The organism is Affinirhizobium straminoryzae, from assembly GCF_007004135.1.
Taxonomy (GTDB): domain Bacteria; phylum Pseudomonadota; class Alphaproteobacteria; order Rhizobiales; family Rhizobiaceae; genus Neorhizobium; species Neorhizobium straminoryzae.
Genome location: NZ_VJMG01000006.1, coordinates 26881 through 44283, shown reverse-complemented (window position 1 = coordinate 44283; position 17403 = coordinate 26881). Strand labels below are relative to the sequence as shown.

Annotated in this window: 17 protein-coding genes; all 17 read left to right on the top strand. The window is 63.5% G+C overall.

Annotation, left to right across the window (positions count from 1 at the left end):
- The first annotated feature begins 34 nt into the window (after positions 1–34).
- Positions 35–1045, top strand: coding sequence for an ABC transporter permease (locus FNA46_RS02270; protein WP_142880722.1), 1011 nt, complete (start codon positions 35–37; stop codon positions 1043–1045).
- On the top strand, positions 1042–1890 hold the full coding sequence (locus FNA46_RS02265; protein ID WP_142880721.1) for an ABC transporter permease: 849 nt from the start codon (positions 1042–1044) through the stop codon (positions 1888–1890). Before FNA46_RS02270 ends, FNA46_RS02265 begins: the two co-directional genes overlap by 4 nt.
- On the top strand, positions 1869–3578 hold the full coding sequence (locus FNA46_RS02260) for a dipeptide ABC transporter ATP-binding protein (RefSeq protein WP_142880720.1): 1710 nt from the start codon (positions 1869–1871) through the stop codon (positions 3576–3578). The genes FNA46_RS02265 and FNA46_RS02260 overlap by 22 nt, the downstream gene beginning before the upstream one ends.
- Positions 3575–4666, top strand: a complete 1092-nt coding sequence (locus FNA46_RS02255) for an LLM class flavin-dependent oxidoreductase (RefSeq protein ID WP_142880719.1) — start codon at positions 3575–3577, stop codon at positions 4664–4666. Before FNA46_RS02260 ends, FNA46_RS02255 begins: the two co-directional genes overlap by 4 nt.
- A 156-nt stretch (positions 4667–4822) precedes the next feature.
- Entirely contained in the window at positions 4823–5926 is a 1104-nt protein-coding gene (locus tag FNA46_RS02250; RefSeq protein WP_142880718.1) for an LLM class flavin-dependent oxidoreductase, read from the top strand.
- 108 nt (positions 5927–6034) lie between these two features.
- Positions 6035–7207, top strand: a complete 1173-nt coding sequence (locus tag FNA46_RS02245; protein ID WP_142880717.1) for an acyl-CoA dehydrogenase family protein — start codon at positions 6035–6037, stop codon at positions 7205–7207.
- Positions 7208–7250: 43 nt separating this feature from the next.
- Positions 7251–8225, top strand: coding sequence for a ketopantoate reductase family protein (locus FNA46_RS02240; RefSeq protein ID WP_142880716.1), 975 nt, complete (start codon positions 7251–7253; stop codon positions 8223–8225).
- Between the two features lie 74 nt (positions 8226–8299).
- Positions 8300–8881 (top strand): TetR/AcrR family transcriptional regulator, encoded by a 582-nt coding sequence (locus tag FNA46_RS02235; RefSeq protein WP_142880715.1) that lies wholly within the window; start codon positions 8300–8302, stop codon positions 8879–8881.
- Positions 8878–9480, top strand: a complete 603-nt coding sequence (locus FNA46_RS02230; RefSeq protein WP_142880714.1) for a 2-hydroxychromene-2-carboxylate isomerase — start codon at positions 8878–8880, stop codon at positions 9478–9480. Before FNA46_RS02235 ends, FNA46_RS02230 begins: the two co-directional genes overlap by 4 nt.
- 28 nt (positions 9481–9508) lie before the next feature.
- Positions 9509–10426, top strand: coding sequence for a 3-mercaptopyruvate sulfurtransferase (gene sseA / locus FNA46_RS02225; RefSeq protein WP_142880713.1), 918 nt, complete (start codon positions 9509–9511; stop codon positions 10424–10426).
- Positions 10427–10844: 418 nt separating this feature from the next.
- The gene (locus FNA46_RS02220) at positions 10845–12413 is read left to right on the top strand and encodes an FAD-dependent oxidoreductase (RefSeq protein ID WP_142880712.1); all 1569 of its coding nucleotides are present in this window, start codon (positions 10845–10847) and stop codon (positions 12411–12413) included.
- The gene (locus FNA46_RS02215) at positions 12410–12748 is read left to right on the top strand and encodes a 4Fe-4S dicluster domain-containing protein (protein ID WP_142880711.1); all 339 of its coding nucleotides are present in this window, start codon (positions 12410–12412) and stop codon (positions 12746–12748) included. Before FNA46_RS02220 ends, FNA46_RS02215 begins: the two co-directional genes overlap by 4 nt.
- A 12-nt stretch (positions 12749–12760) precedes the next feature.
- Positions 12761–13816 carry an ABC transporter substrate-binding protein gene (locus tag FNA46_RS02210; RefSeq protein ID WP_142880710.1) on the top strand — a complete coding sequence of 352 codons (1056 nt, stop codon included), beginning with the start codon at positions 12761–12763 and terminating at the stop codon, positions 13814–13816.
- A 14-nt stretch (positions 13817–13830) separates the two neighbouring features.
- A complete protein-coding gene (locus tag FNA46_RS02205; RefSeq protein ID WP_142880709.1) occupies positions 13831–14670 on the top strand; it encodes an ABC transporter permease in 840 nt (279 codons plus the stop codon).
- Entirely contained in the window at positions 14663–15439 is a 777-nt protein-coding gene (locus FNA46_RS02200; protein WP_142880708.1) for an ABC transporter permease, read from the top strand. Before FNA46_RS02205 ends, FNA46_RS02200 begins: the two co-directional genes overlap by 8 nt.
- Positions 15436–16182 carry an ABC transporter ATP-binding protein gene (locus FNA46_RS02195; RefSeq protein ID WP_185969691.1) on the top strand — a complete coding sequence of 249 codons (747 nt, stop codon included), beginning with the start codon at positions 15436–15438 and terminating at the stop codon, positions 16180–16182. The genes FNA46_RS02200 and FNA46_RS02195 overlap by 4 nt, the downstream gene beginning before the upstream one ends.
- A 290-nt stretch (positions 16183–16472) precedes the next feature.
- Entirely contained in the window at positions 16473–17393 is a 921-nt protein-coding gene (locus FNA46_RS02190; RefSeq protein ID WP_210245848.1) for an ABC transporter substrate-binding protein, read from the top strand.
- Positions 17394–17403 lie beyond the last annotated feature (10 nt).

The following is a 17403-nucleotide window of genomic DNA, read 5'->3' as shown; positions in this document are numbered from 1 at the left end:
CGGCTGTTGCGACAGAGCGTGAGGAGGACGCGGCATGAACCGTTCCTATCTGGACTACGCGGCAAAGCGCATCGGCCAGGCGGTCATCGTGATCCTGCTGTCCTATGTGTTCACCTTCATCGTCGTGAGCGTCCTGCCCGGCGATCCGATCACCAACGTTCTGCGGGATCCGCAGAACGGCTTCTCCGAAGAAGAGATCCAGCAGATCATCGCGGCGCAGGGCCTTGACCGGCCCGTGCTCGTGCAGCTGTGGGCCTCGCTGAGCCAGTTCCTGTCCGGAGATCTCGGCCTGTCGATGCGCTCCAACCGGCCGGTATCGACCCTCATCGCGGAGGTCTTGCCGTCGACGCTGGTTCTGGCAACCTCCGGGCTTGCCGTCGCCATCGTCCTGGCACTGGTCATTGGCTACGGAACGCAGTTCCTGCCTCGCCGCTATGGCCAGGGTCTGCTGAGGGGCTTTCCCTCCCTGTTCCTGTCCGTGCCGAACTTCGTCATCGGTCTCGTGCTGATCCATATCTTCGGGTTTCAGCTCGGGCTCTTCAGGGTCATCAATGCGGACAGCTTCTGGGCGACCTTCTTTGCGGCCGTGGCGCTTGGAATCCCGGTATCCGCGCAGATTGCCGAAGTGCTGATCGCCAATCTCGACCACGAAGCCCGGCAGGATTACGCAGCCGTCGCCAGGGGGCGCGGCATCTCCCAGTCCCAGCTGTTCTTCCGCCATCTCCTGAAACCCTCCGCACTGCCTGTGGTCACGGTTGTCGCGCTGACCATCGGCGAACTTCTGGGCGGCTCGCTGATCACCGAAACGGTCTACGGACGCACCGGGATCGGCAGCCTCGTGCAGCGGTCGGTCACCACGCAGGACCTGCCGGTGATCCAGGCCGTGGTGTCGCTCGCAGCCGTCGCCTTCGTCGTGGTCAACCTGATTGCCGATCTCGTCTATCCGCTGCTTGATCCGCGCGTAAAGCTGATCGGCACGGTGAAGCCGCGTCCGGCAACGGGCGATGACACCTTCGATGACCGTGTTGAAGGAATCCCCTCATGAGCGCCATCCTTTCATCGCACCCGGTTGAGGAAAGAGAGCGCGGGGCCCGCACGTCGCTTCGCATCCCGATCAGCGTCGCGCTCTCGCTTGCAATCATCATCCTCGTGATTGCCTGGTCCGTGGTACCCGGCCTGTTTACCAGCTACAGCCCGGTCGTGGGCGTGCCGGCACAGAAGCTGCTTGGCCCGAGCTTTGCGCACTGGTTCGGGACGGACCATCTGGGGCGCGATGTCTATGCACGCATCGTCTATGGCACGTCGTCATCGGTCACCAGCGCCCTGATCGCCGTTGTCATCGGCGTCGTCATCGGCGGCCTGATCGGCCTTCTCTCCGGTTTCCTGGGGGGCTGGACGGATATCGTTCTGGCGCGGCTGGTCGATATGCTGCTCGCCATTCCGAGCTTCCTGCTGGCGGTCATCATCGTCACCGCCCTCGGCTTCAACACCATCAATGCGGCCATTGCCACCGGCATCTCCGCCGTCGCGATCTTTGCCCGCGTCATGCGGTCGGAAGTAATCAAGACCCGGCAGGCCGTCTTCATCGAAGCCTCCTTCATCCTCGGCGGATCGCGCTGGTACATCCTCATCCGTCACATCCTGCCAAATGCCTCGCGCTCGGTTCTGCCGCTTGCCGTGCTGCAGTTTGGCCTCTCCATCCTCGTCATCGCCGGACTTGCCTTTCTGGGCTACGGCGACCCGCCGCCCGCTTCCGACTGGGGCCTGCTGATCTCGATCGGCAAGGATTATCTCAAATGGCCCTGGCTGGTTTACGCCCCTGCGTTCGTCACGATCGTGACCGTCCTCTCCGTCAACAGGATCAGCCGATGGCTTCGCAAGACAAACTGACTCAACGCCCGGACACCCTATCTGCTCTTCTGACGCCGCCGCTGCTCAAGGTGGATGGCTTGTCGGTTGCCTATGGTCGACGCACCGTCGTCGATGATGTGGGCTTCGATCTCGCGCGTGGCAGGAGCCTGGCCCTGATCGGCGAATCCGGCTCCGGCAAATCGACGATTGCCAAGGCCGTCCTGCGGCTGTTGCCGGACGGTGCCCATGCCGATGGCCGCATCGCCTTCAACGGGCAGGATATCCTGAAACAACCGGAGCGGCATTTCCGGACGCTGCGCGGTCGCGCCATCGGCTTTGTCCCGCAGGATCCGGCCAATGCCCTCAATCCGGTGCGCACCATCGGCGCGCAGGCGCAGGAGGCCGCCGCCCTCACCGACGAGCCGAACAAGGCCCTGCGCAAGGCGCTGATCCTCGACACCTTCGCCGAAGTCGGCCTCGACAATCCGGGCCGCGTCTACGACTCCTACCCGCACCAGCTCTCGGGCGGCATGCTGCAGCGCGTGCTGATCGGGCTTGCCGTGCTGCCGCGCCCGGCGCTTCTGGTGGCGGACGAGCCGACCTCGGCTCTCGACGTCACGATCCAGAAGCGTATCCTCGACCTCTTGTCGCGCCTGCAACACGATCTCGACATCAGCCTTCTCCTGATCACGCATGATCTGGCGATTGCCTCGGAACGGGCGGACAAGCTCGTCGTGCTGAAGGACGGCACGGTGCAGGAGGCCGGCAGGACGCAGGATGTGTTCTCCGCCCCCTCTTCCGCCTATGCCCGCAAGCTGCATGCGGATGTCCCGGCGCTCAATCCGGATCGCTATGCGCCGCTGAGAGATCCCGGCTTTCATCGCCTCGACGGACGGGAGGGCACGGCGACGAAGATTGCCGTCGAGGGCGTGAGCAAGACCTTCTCCGTCGATGGCAAGTCGCTGACGGCTGTCGACAGGATCAGCTTCTCGGTTGCCGCAGGCACCACTCACGCCCTGGTCGGCGAATCCGGCTCCGGCAAGACGACGACGATCCGGCTGCTTCTCGGTCTTGACGAGCCCGATGCCGGCCGCATCACCGTGTCGGGTGAAACAATATCCGGCTCCGACCGGACGTCACAGCGCGCGGTGTGGCGCCATCTGCAGCTCGTCTACCAGAATCCGTTCACCTCGCTTGACCCGACCTGGTCGGTCGAACAGCTGGTGCGCGAACCGCTCGATCGCTACCGGATCGGCACGGTGGCTGAACGGCGCGCACAGGTGCGGGAGGCGCTCGCCAATGTCGGACTGGGCGACCACCTGCTGCAGCGCAAGCCGGGCGCCTTGTCCGGCGGGCAGCGCCAGCGGGTCGCCATCGCGCGCACCCTCGTCCTGCGGCCGGATGTGATCGTGCTCGATGAGCCGACCTCTGCGCTCGATGTCAGCGTGCAGGCCGACATCGTCGAGGTCCTGCTGTCGCTGCAGGCCAATCTCGGCCTCACCTATGTGTTCGTCTCGCACGACCTCGCTCTGGTGCGCCAGCTCGCCCACACGGTCTCGGTGATGCGCAAGGGCCGCATCGTCGAACACGGGACCGTGACGGACATCTTCGACACCCCCCGCCAACCCTATACCCGGGCCCTCCTGGATTCGATCCCGGCCGGGGTTCACGCCTCACAGACCGCGACACACAAGGCAGCCAACCTGCGTCAGGAGATATTTGCATGACCCTTGCTTTGCAACAGACCGTCGCGGCTGCGCACTTTCGTCCGAAGACGCGGCTCGGCTTCAATACGCGCGTGTCGTTCAACGACATGGACGGACCGGCGAAGGGCCTGCGCGATGGCATTCTCCTCTATCAGGCAGCGGAAGCTTTCGGTTACCAGTCCGGCTGGTCCTATCAACGGCACTTCGACAACTATCTCTCTTCACCGCTGCCATTCTTCGCGGCCGTCGGACAGCATACCAGCCGCATAACGCTGGGCTCCGCAGTCATTCCGATGCGCTACCAGGATCCGATCCTGCTGGCGGAAGCCGCCGGCACGACCGATCTTCTCGTCGATGGCCGACTGGAGCTTGCAATTTCGACCGGGGAGAACGCCGCCTTCGATGCCGTCTTCGGCGCCGTCGACACAGACTCCAGAACCGAGGCCAGACGTCGGCAGGCACGCTTCCTGTCTGCCGTCGCCGGCGACGTGCTCCACACGGTGGACGGTCCCGGCCAGGGGGCTCCGGAAGGAACACAGCTGCGCGTGACGCCCCACAGCCCGACGCTTCGCAACCGTATCCGGCAGGGCGTCGCAAGTGTGGCCTCTGCCATCCAGGCCGCCGAACTCGGCATTGGCCTCATTACTGGAACCGTGCAGCACGGCCATGCAGAGGGCGAAAGTTTCGGTGCCTACCAGGCCCGCATCATCGAGGCCTATCGCTCGGCCTGGCGGCGGATCTGGCAGACCGAGCCGCCCGCGGTCGCCGTCGCTGCATCCATCCTTGTCGGCACGACCGCCAAACTGCGGGAAAAATATGCGGCCTATGATCTGGAGCGCCGTACGCTCGGGATCGCCGCTTCGCGGCCAAAGGGCGCGCTTGCGCCGGTGGCTCAGGGGCAGCTGCCTGCGGGCAGACAGATTTCCCCGGTGTTTCAAGGCACGCCCGACGAGGTTACCGAAGCGGTTCTCGCCGATCCCGGCCTTGCGGCCGCCGACGAACTCGTCCTGTTCCTTCCGCCTGCCCATGGCCTGGAAGAGAACCTCCGCGTGCTGCGCGATCTCGCCGAGACGGTGGCCCCACACCTTGGCTGGGCACCGGCCACCTGACCGGCGCAGGACAAGGGCGGCCGGCACCCGCGCCCTTGTCCCTCGGAACAATATTTTCTATAAATTCCATAGAATAGAAAGACCTGTCTTTCTCCCGGATGTTCAGCCCCCTAGTCTGACCCTATCGCCCGGCAATCGGAACGGAGACCTTCTCAGATGCCCGTAGAATTTATCAGTGCAAGCTTCGCCAACGCCTCCAATGACCTCAACCCTCTCCCCGATGCGCCGGTCGATCCGCTGTTCCTCGAGCGATATGCCCGTGCGCTCGACGATTACGGTTTCAACTACACGCTGATCCCCTACTCCTCGGCCTCCTTCGATCCGTTCACGCTCGGCGCGACGATCCTCGCACACACGAAGCAGATCAAGATCATCGTGGCGCTGCGTCCCAACACGGTCTACCCGACGGTAGCGGCGAAATCGCTGGCCACGCTCGATCAGTTGAGCGGCGGGCGCGTCGTCGTCCACTTCATCGCTGGCGGCAGCGACGAGGAGCAGGCGCGGGAAGGCGATTTCCTCAACAAGGAACAACGCTATGAGCGCCAGGAAGAATATATCCGCATCCTGCGCCTCGCCTGGACGTCCACCGAACCCTTCGATTTCGAGGGCAAATACTACCAGTTCAAGCAGTTCCGTGCCGCAGTCCGCCCGACGAAGGGCCTGATCCCGATCTCGCTCGGCGGTTCCTCGGATGCCGCCTATCGCATCGGCGGCTCGCTTTGCGACATCTTCGGCCTGTGGGGCGAGCCGCTCGCGGAAACGAAGGAGCAGATCGACCGGATCTATGACGAGGCGGCCAAGGCCGGGCGCAAGGATCGCCCGCGCATCTGGGTCACCTTCCGCCCGATCATCGCGGAAACGGATGAGCTCGCCTGGGAAAAGGCACACCGTGTGCTCGACCGCCTGAATGAAAACCGCCAGAAGGGCCTGAGCCGCGCGCCGCTTACGGCTGCCCCACCCGCCAATGTCGGTTCGCAGCGCCTGCTCGACATCGCCAAGCGCGGCGACGTGCATGACCGGGCGCTCTGGTATCCGACGGTCACGGCGACCAATGCCAGCGGCGCGACAACCGCCCTTGTCGGTTCCCCTCGCACCATTGCCGACTCGATCCTCGATTATGTCGATCTCGGCGCCGATCTGATCTCGATCCGCGGCTACGACAATTTCAACGATGCCGTCGATTATGGCCGCTACGTGCTGCCGCTGGTCCGCGAGGGACTGCGCGAGCGTGAGAACGCCAAAAACAAGGCCGCGGCCTGAGCCTTTGTTTCCGGCAGGAGGGACATCTGCCGGAAACCTTTTTCTCGATGCCTCCTCTCCTCAAGGGGCGGCAGCAAACTTCCGGTCATTTTGAAAGGGCCTCTGCTGATGGTTCTCGATCCCCGCCAGCTCGACCAGATCGTCCGCGCCGTTGCAGACGCAGCGCCCGAGGTCGACCGCAGTGGTGCATTCCCCTGGGCAGGCATTCGTGCCGTTCACGCAGGCGGCCTCTTGGAAAGCACGGTGGCGAAACGCTATGGCGGCAGGGGTGCTTCCCTTCTGGATACCGCCCATATCCTTGCGGCGCTCGGCCGTGGCGACCCGTCGGTCGCCCTGATCACCGCCATGACGCTCTTCAACCATCTGGCGCAGGCCTCCAGAAACCACTGGCCGGAAGACCTTTATCTCAGCCTGCTGGCTGAGGCGAAAGAGCGTCCGCTTCTCCTCAATGCAGCCCGCGTCGAACCGGAGCTTGGCTCGCCTGCCCGTGGCGGACTGCCCGCAACCCGGGCCCGCCGGACCGCAAGCGGCTGGTCGATCTCCGGCCGCAAGCGCTTCGTGACGGGTGCGCACGGGCTGACGCATTTCCTCGTCTGGGCCCATACCGACGAGGCGCCGACCCGTGTCGGCACCTTCGTGGTACCGAATGGTCTACCCGGCATCCGCATCATCGAGAACTGGGACAGCCTCGGCATGCGGGCCAGCGGCTCCCACGATGTGGAATATGAGGACGTCGAAATTCCGCTGCAGAATGTGGTGGACCTGACGGGAACGGAGGTTGCCCAGCAGGACAATCGCGGCCACGCGGCCATGACATTGGCCCTGACCTCGCTCTATCTCGGGGTTGCCGAAGCGGCACAGGCGGCCTTCAGCCGCTTTGCCCATGAGCGCGTGCCCACCAATCTCGGCCACCCCATCGCACGCACGGAGCGGTTCGTGACGCTCTCCGGCGAGATCGATCTCCTGATCGGCGGTGCGCGGCAGCTCATCTTCGACGCCCTGTCGACAGGACAGGCCGATGCGGAACGTCTGGTGCGTGCACGCCTTCTGGCCGGGCGCCAGTTGCGTGATGCCGTGCAACTGGCTGTCCGCGGTCTGGGCAATCCCGGGCTCGGTGCCGAGCTGGGCCTTGAGCGGCATTTTCGCGATATCCAGGCCGTGCTTGTGCATGCGCCGCAGGAGGATACGACCATATCTCTGCTGGGGCGCGCGGCCTTCGATCGGTGGCAGCGTGACGCGCAAAGCTCGTCGGTTGAGCCGCCGGTTCTTCGCACGGCCTGACGCGACTTCCAATGCCTTGCCCCCGCTCCCCGAGAAATATCCCATGACACGCTACATCATCATCGGAGCCGGCGCCGTCGGCGCCAGTCTGGCTGCGGAATTTGAACGCAGCGGCATCGCCTATGCCCTTGTAGGTCGCGGACAACAGGCGGCCCATATCGCCGCACACGGCCTCACCTATCGCCGCCCCAAAGAGACCCGCAATGTCCGCTTGAACATCCACGACACCGCCAGTCCGCCAAGCCTTGCGCCGGGGGATATCCTGCTGCTGACGGTCAAGTCGCAGGACGTGGAGGCAGCAACGGAGTTCTGGGCCTGGCAGCCTGTCGAGGGTGGCGGCCTTGCGGCGGACCTGCCGCTGGTCACCTTCCAGAACGGCCTTGCCGCCGAAGACATCGCCCTTCGCCGCTTCGCGCATGTCTATGCCGCAAGCATTCTCATTCCGGCACGCTTCACGGTTACGGGCGAAGTCGTCGTCGGCAGCGAGCCGCAGCTCGGCGTGGTGACCGTCGGACGTTATCCGCACGGCCTGGATGACACGGCCCGCACCATTGCTGCGGATCTTACGGCCGCAAATTATCTGGTGGAGGCACGCGCCGATATCCGGCGCTGGAAATCCGCCAAGCTGGAGCACAATGTGACCAACGTGGTGGAGCTGTTCGCCGGAGATCGCGAGGTGCGGACCAAGGCTGCCGATGCGCTCGTCACGGAAGCGCGCCGCGTTCTTCAGGCTGCCGGCCATGACCCCGCAGCCCGATCCGAACGTAGCGTTGACATCTCCGGATGGCGCATCGTCGAAGGCAGCGGCATCGAGCGAGGCCAGCAATCCACCTGGCAAAGTTTTACACGCGGTGCCTCTAGCGAGGTCGATTATCTCAACGGCGAGATCGTCAGGCTGGGCCGGCTGCATGGTGTCGAGACGCCCCTCAATGCGGCCTTCCAGCGGGCGGCCGCCGAACTCGCTCGCGACGGGCGCAAACCGGGCACGCGTGACATCCACGAGGTTGCCCGGTTCTGAGATCGGCGCCGCCAGGCGAAGGGGCGGCACCTTTCCGTTGAGAGCGCCGAGCGCGAAGCACCAGGACAGACACAATGACCATTCCCATCCAGGACCAGATCCTCTCCACTGCGGGCACCCTGTTTTACCGGGACGGCATCCGTGCAGTCGGCATCGACCGGATCATCGAGGAAGCCCGCGTTGCCAAGGCGACACTCTACCGACACTTCCCCTCCAAGGATCATCTTGTCGCCGCCTATCTCTCACAGCGGCATGAGCGGGTGATCGCGTCTCTGGAGGATGTTCTTCGCACCGTCGAACGGCCGCGCGATCAGATCGATACGATCTTCCAGCGTCTCTTCGAAAAGGCGGAAAGTCCGGATTTTCGCGGTTGCGCCTTTGCGCTGGCGGTTGCCGAACATGGTGATTCCGAACGGGTGGTATCGGTGGCGCGACGGCACAAGCGCACGATCCTCGACATCTTTGGTCGCATCACCTCCAGCGCAGGCATTCCTTCCGATGAGACGGGCCTCAGCCTGGCATCCCGCCATCTCGCCCTTCTCTACGAAGGCGCACTGGCCACCATCGCCGTCAATCGGAAGCCGCAGTCCGCACTGGTTGCCCGCGATTGCGCTCTTGCACTCTTTGACAGTCTTTATGGAACGGCACGCACATGACACAGGTCATCGACTACTTCTTCGGCATCGGCTCGCCTTGGGCCTATATCGGCTTTGACGCCTTTCTCGAGGTCGCCGCCCGCCATAAGGCCACGGTGCAGCCTCACCTCATCCCGCTGATCGAGGAAAACGGCGCGATCTATTCCCGCAATCGGCCCGAGGCACGGCGCGCCTACTGGCTGCGCGATCTCAGACGCTGGGCCTCTCTTCGCAACAAGCCGCTGGCACTCGACAACCGTGCCGGTCTTTCGGATCCGACGCCAGCCGGACGGCTTGTGGTCGCCGCGCAGATCGACGGCCTCGACTGGATCGCCCTCACCCGAGCCCTGCAAACGGCGCTCTGGGGGCGGGCAGACGATATCGGAACTCAGGAGGTCCGGGCAGCCATCGTCTCCAAGGCCGGGTTCGACGCGGCCCGGCTGGAGGCCCGCGCTGGCGACGCCGACATTCAAGCCGTTCTGGATGCCAATTTTCTCCGCGCAAAGCAGGCCGGCGTCTTCGGAATCCCGACCTTCCGCTTCGAGGATGAACTGTACTGGGGGCAGGACAGCCTGCCCTTCCTCGAGCGCCACCTTGCCGGCGAACGTCTGGTCGCCTGATTTTTCCTCCCGCTTGACGAGACAGACCATGTCCATCTCCCTGCCCGGCCCGCTGGTCTCCACCCGGTGGCTCGCCGATCACCTTGGTACCGACAACCTTGTCCTCCTGGACGGCTCCTACAAGCTGCCCGGCGCAACACCGACCGCGACGGAAGATTATGCGCGCCAGCATATTCCCGGCGCGCGGTTCTTCGATATCGACCGGATCGCCGCATCGGGGAGCTCCCTCCCGCACATGCTGCCGGATGCCGCCGAATTCGAAGCGGTCGCCGGCAAGCTCGGCGTCGGAAACGACACGCTGGTGGTGATCTATGACACGCACGGGCTGATGTCGGCGCCACGGGTCTGGTGGACATGGCGCGTCTTCGGTCATGACAAGGTCGCCATTCTGGATGGCGGTCTCAAGCGCTGGCTTGCGGAGGGACGCGCCGTGACGACCGAGGTGCCAGCACCCCGACCCGCATCGTTTACGGCGCGCTTTCGCGCAGACCTTCTGCGGGACAAGTCAGCGCTCCTCACAAACCTCACCACGCAGGCGGAACAGGTGATCGACGCGCGCTCCGCACCCCGCTTCGAGGGGACGGAGGCGGAAGTCCGGCCCGGCCTTCGTGCCGGACACATTCCCGGCAGCCGCAACCTGCCGTTCACGACGCTCAGCAATCCGGTGACGGGAGAGGTGCTGTCTCCGGACGCCATCCGCGCGGCATTTCTTTCGGCCGGTGTCGATCTGGACCAACCGGTCGTCGCGTCCTGCGGTTCGGGGGTCACGGCAGGCGTCCTGCTGTTCGGCCTTCACCTCATCGGCAAGGAGGATACCGCGCTCTATGACGGCTCGTGGGCCGAATGGGGCATTCCGGGCGACACACCCATCGCGACGGGACCCGCGGAGCATATGGCAAACCCGCCGCCGATACGCGCCTTCGATTCTCCCGTCGCCGCAAAGTGACAGAGCGTGTGGGACCTATCGATCTTGCCAGCGCTTTCGGCCGCTGGCGGACGGGCGGTCCCATCTTTGCTGATGTCAACACCAGCCTCGCCTTACCTGGGACCTCTCCTCACGTCGACCGGCCGGACAGCGTGATATCCCTCCGGCTTTCAGCGATCTGACGCCGAGTTCAGCTCTTTCCGGTTATTCGCTCGACGACCATCCCTGCCGGGCGAGAGCGAACTCAACACGAGCCGACTGCAGCCCTTCACGGATCTGACCGATCGCAACGGCCTGGCGCCGGGCACATTCCGTCTCTCCGCCGCATCCGGTGGGGATGCAGATGATTGGAAAGGCGTTCTCAAAACAGTCGAACCGTCGAAAGAGGCATTTCTCGATATTATCTATAAATTAAATATACTTTTTTCAGAGGTGTTGAATGCTGAACAAAATCGAAAAGGCCGAAACGGATGTGCTGGTCATCGGCGGGGGGCCTGCAGGCTGCTGGGCGGCGTGGAACGCAGTCTCCGCCGGAATGAGCGTCATTCTGATAGACAAGGGCTATGTCGGCACCAGCGGCGCGACCGCCGCAGGCAACACGACGACGATCTATACCAAGCGCGGCACAGCGGAGCGGGCAGCAACCGTCGACCAGAGACTGCGCCTCGGCCAGGGTTTTGCCGAGCAGGCGGTCGTGGAAACCGTACTCGACAGAACGGTGGAGAATCTCGATCTTCTGGCGCACTGGGGCTATCCGTTCCCGACCTACGAAGACGGTCGCCCCTATCGCGGCATGTTGCGCGGGCCGGACTATCTGCGGTTCATGCGGCAGAAACTCATCAAGGCACGGGTCAAGATCCTCGATCACTGTCCCGCCGAGGAACTGCTCCTGTCTGACGGCGTCGTGGCTGGCGCGATTGCCCGCTACCGCAGAGGCGGCGAGGCGCTTGCGATCCATGCCGGAGCCGTGGTGATCGCAAGCGGCGGCTGCGCCTTCCTGAGTGGCGCACTGGGCACGAACAATCTGACCGGCGACGGCTATCTGATGGCCGCAGAGGCCGGAGCCACGTTGTCCGGCATGGAGTTCTCCGCGCAGTACGGCATCTCTCCGGCCTATTCGAGTGTCACCAAAGGGGTGGTCTACTTCTGGGGGACCTTCACCAACGAAGCGGGAGACGTGCTTGGGGAAGCAGGCGACCGGCAGAGCGCCGTGGCGCAGGAACTCATCAAAGGCTCCGTCTATGCCGTCCTCGACAAGGCGCCACCAAGGCTGCAGGAAGGTTTCCGGCGCGGACAACCCAACATTTTTGTTCCCTTCGATCGCCTGGGGATCGATCCGTTCACCGAGCGATTCCCGATCACGCTGAGACACGAAGGCACCGTGCGAGGCACCGGTGGACTGAAGATCGACGCCCGTGCAGGAACCACGGTGCCGGGGCTGTTTGCCGCAGGGGACGCCGCCACGCGCCAGGCAATGTCCGGAGCGACGACAGGCGGTGGCGGTCCGAACTCGAGCTGGGCCATGGCAACCGGCTCCTGGGCCGGGGAGGATGCGGCAGCCTTCGTGAAGGCACTTGGGCCGCTGTGGCGTTCGCGAACGGTCCATCGCGTGAGCGCCGTTGCGGCTTCGGATCGCGGAGAGGCCAACGACACGGTGGCGGACGTCACGGATATCGTCAAACAGCAGATCCTTCCCGTCGACCGCGGGTTTTTCCGGACCGCGGAAACGCTGACTGCCGCGTCACAGAGCCTCAATGCCTTGTGGGCTGATGAGACCTGGCGCAGCCGACGCAACGCCAGGGTCCGCGAAGCCGAGGCATTGATCGCAACGGCAAGATGGGTGACCGAAAGCGCGCTTCTGCGACGCGAGAGCCGCGGTCTCCAGAGACGCCTCGATCACCCCGAGCAGAACAGCGCACTTCGCAAGGCGATCGATACCGGCGGCACTGATCATATCTGGACCAGCTACGTCTCTCTTTCCCCGCAGCGTATGAGCCATGCATCATGATTGAAATCGTCAGTGCCGACCGGTGCGTCAAATGCGACCTGTGTGTCGAGGCGTGCCCGGACAATGTCTTTGATGCTGTCGCGGATGGAATTCCGGTGATCGCCAGACAGTCTGACTGCCAGACCTGCTTCCTTTGCGAACTCTTTTGCCCCACCGACGCGCTCTACGTGTCGCCCTTCTCCGATGCCATCGAGGGCGCAAGCGAGGCGGATCTCATCGCACGCGGCGTCATGGGCAGTTTTCGTCGCGAGATGGGCTGGAAGAACGCCAAACCGCGCGGAACCTCTGGCGACCTGAGTTACCGGATCTTCGAGACCGGACGGATTATTCCCTGATTGGAGACGACCATGCGACATTTGATTTCATCCTTCCTGCTGGCCGCCGCGCTGGCTCTGTCATCCGCTCCGCTGCGCGCCGAGGATGCTCCCGCCACCATCCGCCTCGGCGACGTCGGCTTTGGCTTCGGCACGCCGTTCGGCGTGGGGCTTCAGGCGATTGCCGACGCCAAAGGCTTCATCGCGGACGAGTTCAAGGGCAGCCCCACCAAGCTGGAATTCACCTATTTCACCGGCACCGGGCCGGCGATCAATGAAGCGCTCTCCAATGGCCAGCTCGATTTTGCCTCCTATGGGGCCGTTCCCAATATCATCGGCAAGGCAAATGGTCTCGATACGGTTATCGTGGCATCCTATGGCGGCACGACCATCTTCGGAGCAGCGCGCCCGGATGTCGAGATCAGGTCGATTGCCGACCTGAAGGGCAAGAAGGTTGCCATTCAGAAGGCGACGATCATCCACTGGGGGCTGATTTCGGCATTGAAAGGCGCAGGGCTTTCCGAGAAGGACATCACCATCGTCGATCTCAAGAACGCCGACCAGCTCGCCGCCATCGCCGCCAAGAGCGTGGATGCCGTGTTCGGAGCAGATTTTCTGCTGCCGCTGGAAGACAAGGGACTGGCCAGGATCTTCTACAAATCTTCGGATACGGGTGCGACAGGCGATGGCTTCGGAGCCTTCCTCGTTACCGACAAATTCCGCAAGTCCTACCCGGAAGCGACCCAGAAAGTCGTCAACGGCTTCGTAAAGGCGGCCCAGTGGCTGGGCGATGAGAAGAACCGCGAGGAAGCCTTCCAGATCTGGTCGCGCGCCGGAACGCCCGTCGACGTCATCCGCAAGTCGAATGCGGGAAGCTCCCTCAGGGACAAGTACAATCCGCGTCTCGACGCCTTTTTCGTCGCCCGCTACAAGAGCGGCATTGCCTTCAACCTCGAACAGAAGCTCATCCGTCGCGACGTTGACCTCGATGCCTGGGTTGACCGCTCCTATGTCGATAAGGCTGTCGCTTCGCAGAAGCTCGAGGCCTACTGGCCGGATCGCGGCACGACCGGCAGCGTGAAGAACTGAAGCGGAGCAAGGTGATGTCAACCTTCGAGGTGGACCTGCATCTGTCCTTGCCGGGCAAAGCCTCGAACGGGCAGAGTGCAGCACCGCGCGCCCGCCGCCTCGTCGCAACGGCCGTGGTCGTCGCCCTGGCGCCTCTCCTGCTCCTGCTCTTCTGGTGGCTGAGTGCGGCGCGGGGCTGGGTCTCGCCGCAGGTGCTGCCTCAGCCGGCATGGGTCTGGCAGACATTTGTCGATCTGGTCGTCAGTGGCGATATCATCGCCGCTGCCGCCATCAGCTTCCGGCGCATTGCCGAAGGCTTCCTGCTTGGGGCGACATCCGGCTTCCTGTTTGGACTTCTGATCGGCACCTCGCGCTCGGCCGATGCCTATCTGGGCCCGACCTTCCGCGCCCTGGCGGCAATTCCCTCGCTCGGCTGGCTCCCCATCCTGATCCTGATCCTCGGGATCGAGGAAACGCTGAAAATCGTCATCCTGGCAAAAGCCTGTTTCGTGCCGATGGCGATCAGCACCGCCGATGGCGCGCGCAATATTCCGGCAAAGCTGTCCGATGTCGCCGACGTCCTGGGCATTCGCCGGTCTACACGCTTCTTCCGCTTGACCATTCCGGCCATGGCGCCGTTTCTCGCAAGCGGCATCCGGCTTTCGCTGAGCCAGGCCTTCGTCTCGCTGATCGTCGTTGAAATGCTCGCCGGTTCCGATGGGCTCGGATATCTGATGGTCTGGGGACGGACGCTGTTCCAGCTCGATATCGTGATTGTCGGCATGATCGTCGTCGGCACGGTGGGTTTCCTCCTCGACCTTCTTCTCAGGAGGATGGAAAAGGCGATTGTCCGGGGGGCGAGCGCTCATGGCTAGGCTGAACGCCCGTGGTCTGCTCAGTCTGCGGGGCGCCGTTCTTCCATTGGGCGCGCTTTCGCTGTGGTGGATGGTGACGTCGCTCGGCCTCGTGCGTGGCCCCCTTGTCGTGACACCTGTGCAGGTCGTGGCCGTGCCTTTTCTCGACGCGTCCGGACGTGAACTCTGGGCCGCCCTTGGCACAAGCATGGCAAGGGTTCTGGCAGGCGGACTGATCGGGGGATTGATCGGTCTGACAGCCGGCTATCTGACAGGCCTCTACCGGCTGGCCGCCCTTGGCCTTTCGCCGACGGTCCACAGCATCCGGCAGGTGGCGCTTTTCGCGTGGATCCCCCTGCTGACCGCCTGGTTTGGCAATGGGGAGGCAACAAAGCTGGTCTTCACCGCGCTTTCAGCCTTCTTTCCCCTGTTCCTCGCCACCGAACAGGGGATCCGGCAGGTTCCTCGCCCGCTCGTGGACGTCGCAAGCGTGCTGAACCTGACATATCTCACCCGGATCACGAAGCTCTACCTGCCTGCGGCGCTGCCCAGTATCTACATCGGCCTCCAGATTGCCGTCCTGTCGGCCTGGATCGGAACGATCGGCGCAGAATATGCCATCGGCAACGGTCGTGGTCTCGGCAGCTTCATCGCCAGCGGCCGCGACCAGTTCCGCATGGACATCGTTCTCGCCGGCGTCATCACGCTCGCGGCAGGTGGCGTGCTGCTGAATTCGCTGGCGACCCGCCTGTCGCACGCCTTATCTCCCTGGACGAAAGACCTACGATGAACGCTTCGGCCAACGCTCTTTTCGTGGAGCATGTCAGCAAGTCCTATCCGCTGGACGGACTGGATCGACTTGTCCTCAAGGACATCAATTTCTCCGTCGGGCACAACGAGATTCTTGGCATCGTCGGGGCATCGGGATGCGGAAAATCGACACTCCTGCGGTTGATCGTCGGCCTCGACACGGAATACCGCGGCTCCATCACGAGAAGCAACGCCGGCGATCCGGGCAAACGGGTCGGCATGGTCTTCCAGGATCACCGGCTGTATCCTTGGTTGACCGTGGAGGCGAATGTCGGACTGGCTCTCGACACCAGCCCCCTGTCGGCGCGGCAGAAGCATGAGAAGATCGGTCACTACCTGCACCTCGTCGGACTGTCCGACTTCGCCAAGGCCTATCCCCGGCAGCTGTCCGGAGGCATGGCGCAGCGTGCGGCCATCGCGCGCGCACTCGCCCAGGAGCCCGACATTCTGCTGATGGACGAGCCGTTCGGCGCTCTCGACTCGATCCTCAGAATGCGGCTCCAGGACGAACTTCTCGCGATCTGGGAAAGAAATCAGGTCTCCATCGTGATCGTCACCCACGATGTTGAGGAGGCGCTTTACCTTGGCGACCGCGTCATCGTCATGGAGCCCAACCCCGGACGCATTCGCGACATCGTGACGGTCGACCTTCCGCGTCCGCGTGATCGCGCATCCCTCGACATCGCCGATCTGAAGAAGCGCTGCCTCTCGATGTTGATGTGAGCGCTTTGCCCGCTTCGCGCGACGGCCGGTGAAGCACGATATCAGGAAAAGGTGCCGGGCAGGATAACCGTCCACGATATGCTCCGATGCCGGAAGCAATTTCCGGTTCTGGCCATCGCTAAAGTCCATAATTTCTATCGATTGAAAATATTGCCGCTAAGCTAGCGGGAGTTCAGTCCCGATGGCGTCCCAGGTGTTGCGGACGCTGATTGACTCATATGGAGCATCACCCCTTGCATCGAAGATCATTTCTGCACGTCTGCGCAACGGCATTGGCCGCAACCGCTTCGATGGCGGTGTCCGCAGGGGCTGTCGAGCCAGCGACAAAGCTGATCGTTGCAGACCAGGCCGAGTTCGTGCGCAACCTTCTGGAGGCCAGCGGGCAACGCAAGACCCTTTCCTTCACGGTCGATTTCCCGAATTTCGCTGGCGGGCCGGCCATTCTCGAAGCAATCCGCGCCGGGGCACTCGACATCGCCTATGTCGGCGACACGCCGCCAATCCAGGCCCGTGCCTCCGGGACGCTGTTGCCGATCGTTGCAACCTTCACACGCGAGATCGCTCAATACCGCCTCACCAGCCGGGCCGGCCTCAGGATCGAAAAGCTCTCAGAACTCAAGGGCAAGAAAGTGAGTTATGTCGAAGGGTCCGGTCGGCAGGTATACCTGATCGAGGCCCTGAACAGAGCCGGCCTGACCCTCGGCGACATCACACCGGTCAACCTTCGTGTTGCCGATCTTCCCGACGCCCTGCGTTCGGGCGCCGTTGATGTTGCCGTGCTCCAGGAGCCATTCGTGACAAGGCTTTCTAGGCAGGCCGGCGCCAGCGCCGTTGTCGATCCCGAAGAGCGCAGGCTCCTGCCCAGTACGTCGTATTTCTATGCCCGTCCGGACGCACTGGCCGATCCCGGCAAGGCGGAGGCCATCCGGCAATTCCTGGCAGCTTTCGTCAAGGCCGGGAAATGGAGCAACGAAAACGACAAGGCATGGGCAAAGCTCTATTATACCGACTTCCAGCGGGTTTCGCCCGAGGATACGGCGGCGATCCTCAAGGGCCAGTCGCCGCTCGTATTCCAGACATCGGCAGAGGCGATCCCACACCATCAGAAGTTGATCGACATCCTCTATCAGGCAGGCTCGATCAGGGAACGCTTCGACGCCAAGGGATCCTTCGTGGACACGTTCGACAAGACCATCGAACAGTCCCGCTAACCGCGGAGAC

What these genes read in the sequence shown, in the direction of transcription:
- FNA46_RS02270 (WP_142880722.1), top strand. Translation starts at nt 35, where the DNA reads ATGAACCGTTCCTATCTGGACTACGCGGCAAAGCGCATCGGCCAGGCG.
- FNA46_RS02265 (WP_142880721.1), top strand. Translation starts at nt 1,042, where the DNA reads ATGAGCGCCATCCTTTCATCGCACCCGGTTGAGGAAAGAGAGCGCGGG.
- FNA46_RS02260 (WP_142880720.1), top strand. Translation starts at nt 1,869, where the DNA reads ATGGCTTCGCAAGACAAACTGACTCAACGCCCGGACACCCTATCTGCT.
- FNA46_RS02255 (WP_142880719.1), top strand. Translation starts at nt 3,575, where the DNA reads ATGACCCTTGCTTTGCAACAGACCGTCGCGGCTGCGCACTTTCGTCCG.
- FNA46_RS02250 (WP_142880718.1), top strand. Translation starts at nt 4,823, where the DNA reads ATGCCCGTAGAATTTATCAGTGCAAGCTTCGCCAACGCCTCCAATGAC.
- FNA46_RS02245 (WP_142880717.1), top strand. Translation starts at nt 6,035, where the DNA reads ATGGTTCTCGATCCCCGCCAGCTCGACCAGATCGTCCGCGCCGTTGCA.
- FNA46_RS02240 (WP_142880716.1), top strand. Translation starts at nt 7,251, where the DNA reads ATGACACGCTACATCATCATCGGAGCCGGCGCCGTCGGCGCCAGTCTG.
- FNA46_RS02235 (WP_142880715.1), top strand. Translation starts at nt 8,300, where the DNA reads ATGACCATTCCCATCCAGGACCAGATCCTCTCCACTGCGGGCACCCTG.
- FNA46_RS02230 (WP_142880714.1), top strand. Translation starts at nt 8,878, where the DNA reads ATGACACAGGTCATCGACTACTTCTTCGGCATCGGCTCGCCTTGGGCC.
- sseA (WP_142880713.1), top strand. Translation starts at nt 9,509, where the DNA reads ATGTCCATCTCCCTGCCCGGCCCGCTGGTCTCCACCCGGTGGCTCGCC.
- FNA46_RS02220 (WP_142880712.1), top strand. Translation starts at nt 10,845, where the DNA reads ATGCTGAACAAAATCGAAAAGGCCGAAACGGATGTGCTGGTCATCGGC.
- FNA46_RS02215 (WP_142880711.1), top strand. Translation starts at nt 12,410, where the DNA reads ATGATTGAAATCGTCAGTGCCGACCGGTGCGTCAAATGCGACCTGTGT.
- FNA46_RS02210 (WP_142880710.1), top strand. Translation starts at nt 12,761, where the DNA reads ATGCGACATTTGATTTCATCCTTCCTGCTGGCCGCCGCGCTGGCTCTG.
- FNA46_RS02205 (WP_142880709.1), top strand. Translation starts at nt 13,831, where the DNA reads ATGTCAACCTTCGAGGTGGACCTGCATCTGTCCTTGCCGGGCAAAGCC.
- FNA46_RS02200 (WP_142880708.1), top strand. Translation starts at nt 14,663, where the DNA reads ATGGCTAGGCTGAACGCCCGTGGTCTGCTCAGTCTGCGGGGCGCCGTT.
- FNA46_RS02195 (WP_185969691.1), top strand. Translation starts at nt 15,436, where the DNA reads ATGAACGCTTCGGCCAACGCTCTTTTCGTGGAGCATGTCAGCAAGTCC.
- FNA46_RS02190 (WP_210245848.1), top strand. Translation starts at nt 16,473, where the DNA reads ATGGCGGTGTCCGCAGGGGCTGTCGAGCCAGCGACAAAGCTGATCGTT.